Raw genomic sequence first — 4711 nt, forward strand, 5'->3', positions numbered from 1 at the left:
GCTAATCCTTACCTTTTGCTGTATCGGCGGTAAGGTCACGGCACAAAATGATACCGTCCTGAAACTATGGTACGACAGCCCTGCCAGACAATGGGTAGAAGCTCTGCCATTGGGCAACGGAAGCTTGGGAGCAATGGTCTTCGGCGACCCCATACACGAACGGTTCCAGCTCAATGAAGAGACTGTTTGGGGCGGTTCACCTCACAACAACACCAATCCCAAGGCAAAAGAAGCGTTGCCCCGCATACGCCAACTGATATTCGAAGGGAAAAATAAAGAAGCGCAAGAGTTATGCGGCCCTGCCATCTGTTCACAATCCGCCAATGGAATGCCGTATCAAACGGTCGGCACACTGCATCTCGATTTTGAAGGAATCAGTAAATACGATGACTATTACCGGGATCTGGATATTGAAAAGGCAATAGCCACCACCCGTTTCACAGCCAATGGCGTTACCTACGTACGGGAAACATTCACCTCATTTCCCGACCGGTTATTAGTTATCAGACTAACAGCCTCGAAAAAAGGAAGCATTTCTTTCACTGCGCATTACACCACTCCTTATACCGAAAACACAGAGCACCGCATCTCTTCCCGCAACGAATTGCAACTCAACGGAAAGGCCAACGACCACGAAGGCATTGAGGGGAAGGTTCGATTCACCGCACTTACCCGGATTGAGAATAACGGCGGTACGCTAAAAGCAACCTCCGACAGTACTTTGCAAGTCAAGAATGCCAATAGCGTTGTTCTGTACGTATCCATCGGCACAAACTTCATAAACTACAAAGACGTATCGGGAGATGCACTTAAAACCGCACGGCAATACATGAAGCAGGCCGGCAAGAACTACGCAAAAAGAAAAGAATCCCACATTGCCGCCTATCAAAAATACTTTAACCGCGTTTCCCTCGACTTGGGCAGCAATTCCCAAATCAAGAAACCGACAGACCGGCGTGTAAAAGAATTCAGTTCTACTGCCGATCCGCAAATGGCTGCCCTATACTTCCAATTCGGACGTTATCTCTTAATATGTTCTTCACAGCCGGGTGGACAAGCCGCCAACCTGCAAGGCATCTGGAACTATCAGTTACGCGCTCCCTGGGACGGGAAGTACACCACCGACATTAACGTAGAAATGAATTATTGGCCGGCAGAAACCACTGCCTTGCCCGAAATGCACGAGCCGTTTCTGCAATTGGTAAAAGAAGTAGCCATACAAGGTCGCGAGAGTGCCGCCATGTACGGCTGCCGTGGCTGGACGTTGCATCACAACACCGATATATGGCGCAGTACAGGCGCCGTAGACGGTCCTAAATATGGCGTTTGGCCCACTTGTAACGCCTGGTTCTGCCAGCACTTATGGGATCGGTATCTGTTCTCCGGCGATAAGAACTATTTGGCAGAGGTTTATCCGATTATGCGCGGAGCCTGCGAATTTTACCTGGACTTCTTAGTACGCGAGCCCCAAAACAACTGGCTGGTAGTAGCTCCTTCCTATTCACCGGAAAACAGTCCGTCTGTTAACGGTAAACGCGATTTTGTAATTGTTGCCGGTGCTACGATGGATAATCAAATGGTTTACGACCTCTTCCACAATACCATTCAAGCCGCCACCTTAATGAATGAGCATAAATCCTTCACAGACAGCCTGCAAACCGTAGCCAAGCATTTGGCACCCATGCAGGTAGGACGCTGGGGACAGTTGCAAGAATGGATGGAAGACTGGGACAATCCTCAGGATCACCACCGTCATGTTTCCCACCTATGGGGACTATATCCCGGCCGTCAAATCAGCGCCTATAATTCTCCCGTTCTTTTTGAAGCGGCCAAGAAATCGCTGATTGCCCGTGGAGACCACTCCACCGGTTGGTCTATGGGATGGAAAGTCTGCCTATGGGCACGGCTGCTCGACGGTAATCACGCCTATAAACTGATTACCGAACAACTCCACCCCACCACCGATGAACGCGGACAAAACGGGGGAACCTATCCTAATCTGTTCGATGCCCATCCGCCTTTTCAGATAGACGGCAATTTCGGCTGCACGGCCGGCATAGCCGAAATGCTTGTACAAAGCCATGACGGTGCCATTCATCTCCTGCCTGCATTGCCCGATGTGTGGGAACATGGCACTATAAAAGGAATTCGCTGTCGCGGCGGTTTTCTGCTGGAAGAGATGAAATGGGAAAAAGGGAAAGTGCAAACGGTTACCATAACTTCCACCATCGGCGGAACCTTACGCATACGTACCACCTCCCCTTTATATCTGAATGGAGAAAAGCTGACACCGGCGGCAGAAGAGTCATGCAATAATCCGCTGCTGCTATCCCAACCGATACGGAAGCCGTTGGTTGCAGCCAGTGCACCGCTATCAGTACCTCAAAAGCAGCAATCGTATATTTATGACATCAAGACCAAAGCCGGAGAAAGATATACGTTTCTCCCTACCGATTAGTTTACCATAGTGTAAGGTTACATATACATTTAAAATTCCAAGTCTTTATTGATGCTATCTCATAAATAGGCTCAGATTCTTTTCAAAATAGTATGTCTGAATAGATAAGAATTAGTAGACAATACAGAATATTAAATATAAAGATGGTATATGGAGTAATTATAATCAATCATTTCCATATACCATCTTATTCTTTAGGATAGTTACCAAATGCTCCTATTTAAGAAAGAAGAGATTCATTAGGGAAAGAGATGTTCCACTAAACTATTCAGATAAATCTCCAAATTCGTATAATTTGCATTTAAGTTATAATTTTTACTATCCGAGGCATCATTCGGATTCAACCCGTTAGCTATCTCCCATTCATCGGGCATACCATCCAAATCGGCATCAGCCAAAGCTGTTTTAGAATTATATTCAGGCCACCCACCAACATCCTCCGGTCTGTCTATCATGCCATTTGTACTCCCATGACTACCCTCATTGGTATATATCCCTTTACGGGTTTCCTCTACAATACGCTTATCATTTATGTCACGGCTGTATGATGCGCCGGCAAATTGAAGGACAGCTTCAAAAGCATCCCATGTAGACTGCAAAGAAGTACGTTCTGCAAAATCGAACGGCTGCTTTGCCAGCAAATCGCTTTTCGGAGCAAAATTATTCTTCACTATCAATCCAACTGTATTATCCTTATTAACCAACATCATCTCCTGACGTTGTTTCTCGTTCAGTTTTTCACAAGTAGGATCCATATAATTTCCGGAAAAGAAGAATACACCATGCGTTCCTTTTACATTTTGATGTTTCCCATCATCGGAATAAGCAGTAAACAAACGTTTGTAAGATGATTTAGTAGCCGTATGAGGTCCCGGTTTATAATAATTATTTATAAAGTTATAGCTTCCTCCTTCACCGGCATACGCTCCATCACTACCAAAATTATAGATTACATTATTGAACAAATCCACTTTTTCATCTTCAGGCTTGCCAGTATAACGACTTCCGCATAAACGCGGAGTACGGTTCATATGATGCGCCAGCAGGTTATGATGAAAAGACGCCGTTTGACCGCCCCATATACCACCATACCCATGAGCACCTTTTTCGTGAATGGAATTTGCAAGGCTTTCGCTGATAATACACCATTGCAACGTAAAATTACTGTTATCATAAAAAGTAGCACATTCATCGGTACTCCAACTCATGGAGCAATGGTCAATAATGATATTACGATGATGTTTAAAACCATTCATCGCATCATCGCCTTTTTGTTTTATCTCTGCCCCCATACGCGAACGGATAAAACGGATTATTACATTATCTGCCTGTACGCTCAACGTATAATTTTTCAAACAGATACCATCTCCCGGCGCTGTTTGTCCAGCAATGGTAACATCACCGTTATTAATTTTCAGAGGTGACTGCAATTCAATCAAGCCACTAACAGCAAAAACTATAGTACGAGGTCCCTTCTTTCTCAAGGCCCAACGTAAAGTACCCTCTGTTCCGTCATCTTTCAAAGAGTTTACGACCAATACCTCACCACCGGCTCCTCCGGTTGTGTATTTTCCTGCTCCGTCTGCACCCGGAAAAGCCGGAATCTTAGAACGGTCGGGAGTATCATATACCGGCAAACTCTGTCCAAATGCCTCAGAAACAAAAGATACCATAACCCCTGCCATGCAGACAGCCAATAACAAGTTCTTTTTCATAACAAATTCTTTTTAAACAAAACACATCTCAATCAGCCACAGCACCGCCTTTACTACCAGCCTCCATAATACCGTGTACAAGACTGTTCATATACATCTCGATATTAGTATATTTACCATTAACATCAACAGTCCGTTCATTCGCATCATTTTTCTTAAAATCAAGCCCATATTCCTTTTCCCAATAATCCGGAATTCCGTCACTGTCAGTATCTTCAGTGCATATTTCAGTATCTGTTGCCAGAACCGGGAATCCCTTTTCATCCAACTGTCCGGCATTAGTACCAATGTCAGACGGCTTATTGATATATCCCGGCTTATTATCCGACCATCCCTTCAATGATTCCCATTCTTTGGCACTGCCTGTACAAGTTGCCACACCTTTTCTGACATCACTTATAATAAGTTCATCAAGCTTATCTCTATAATTGCAAGCACCGGCATATTGTAAAACCATATCATAAGCATCAACGGCAGAATGGGTCGTCACATGTCCGGCTCCGGAAACAGGAGAATCTACCTTTATGCTTGTATGTTC

Annotated in this window: 2 protein-coding genes and 1 pseudogene; 1 reads left to right on the top strand and 2 read right to left on the bottom strand. The window is 44.9% G+C overall.

Annotated elements, in window-relative coordinates; genetic code table 11:
• Positions 1-4: 4 nt before the first annotated feature.
• Positions 5-2458: a glycoside hydrolase N-terminal domain-containing protein gene (locus AB5903_RS16850; protein WP_368118051.1), complete on the top strand. Its 2454-nt coding sequence runs from the start codon at positions 5-7 to the stop codon at positions 2456-2458.
• Positions 2459-2697: 239 nt separating this feature from the next.
• Here AB5903_RS16850 and AB5903_RS16855 read toward each other — a convergent pair whose 3' ends face one another.
• Together AB5903_RS16855 and AB5903_RS16860 are read right to left on the bottom strand one after the other, a co-directional pair.
• The gene (locus AB5903_RS16855; RefSeq protein WP_022103699.1) at positions 2698-4173 is read right to left on the bottom strand and encodes a polysaccharide lyase family 1 protein; all 1476 of its coding nucleotides are present in this window, start codon (positions 4171-4173) and stop codon (positions 2698-2700) included.
• A 28-nt stretch (positions 4174-4201) separates the two neighbouring features.
• Positions 4202-4711 (bottom strand): annotated as a pseudogene (locus tag AB5903_RS16860) (pectate lyase); the annotation flags it as partial.

Origin of the sequence: Bacteroides sp. 2201st1_D9_2201SCRN_220225, from assembly GCF_040928965.1 — a bacterium.
GTDB lineage: Bacteria > Bacteroidota > Bacteroidia > Bacteroidales > Bacteroidaceae > Bacteroides > Bacteroides stercoris.